The 381-nt window shown below is 37.8% G+C and carries 1 protein-coding gene; it reads right to left on the reverse strand.

Annotation, left to right across the window (positions count from 1 at the left end; all coding sequences use genetic code 11):
• On the reverse strand, positions 1-381 hold a 381-nt coding region (locus KJR01_RS10075), incomplete at both ends, for a carbon starvation CstA family protein (protein WP_284467031.1).

Raw genomic sequence — 381 nt, forward strand, 5'->3', positions numbered from 1 at the left:
ACAATATAGCAAAATGATACCAAAAAGCCATCAAATCCACGTCGCCAAAAAGATCATGCAAGATCAAAGCTACACATATAGCAAAAGTCGGGGCTCCCCCTGTTCTTGAAAGTATAGTATGCTCTCCTATATGTGTGGTTAAAGTAGTAATGTCTTCAGAAGCAATACTAAATCCCCAACTTGAAATAGTTTGTGCTACATTTACAACATCTGTTCCTATCAAAGCAGAGCTTGAATTTATAGCAAAATAAAGACCTGGATGTAAAATACAAGCACAAATTAAAGCCATAATCGCCACAGCACTCTCAGCAAGCATAGAGCCATATCCAACAGCCAAAGTATGAGTTTCGTTTTCAAGCATTTTAGGAGTAGTTCCACTAG

It is taken from the genome of Campylobacter sp. 2018MI10 (assembly GCF_018501175.1).
In the GTDB taxonomy this organism is placed as follows: Bacteria; Campylobacterota; Campylobacteria; order Campylobacterales; family Campylobacteraceae; genus Campylobacter_E.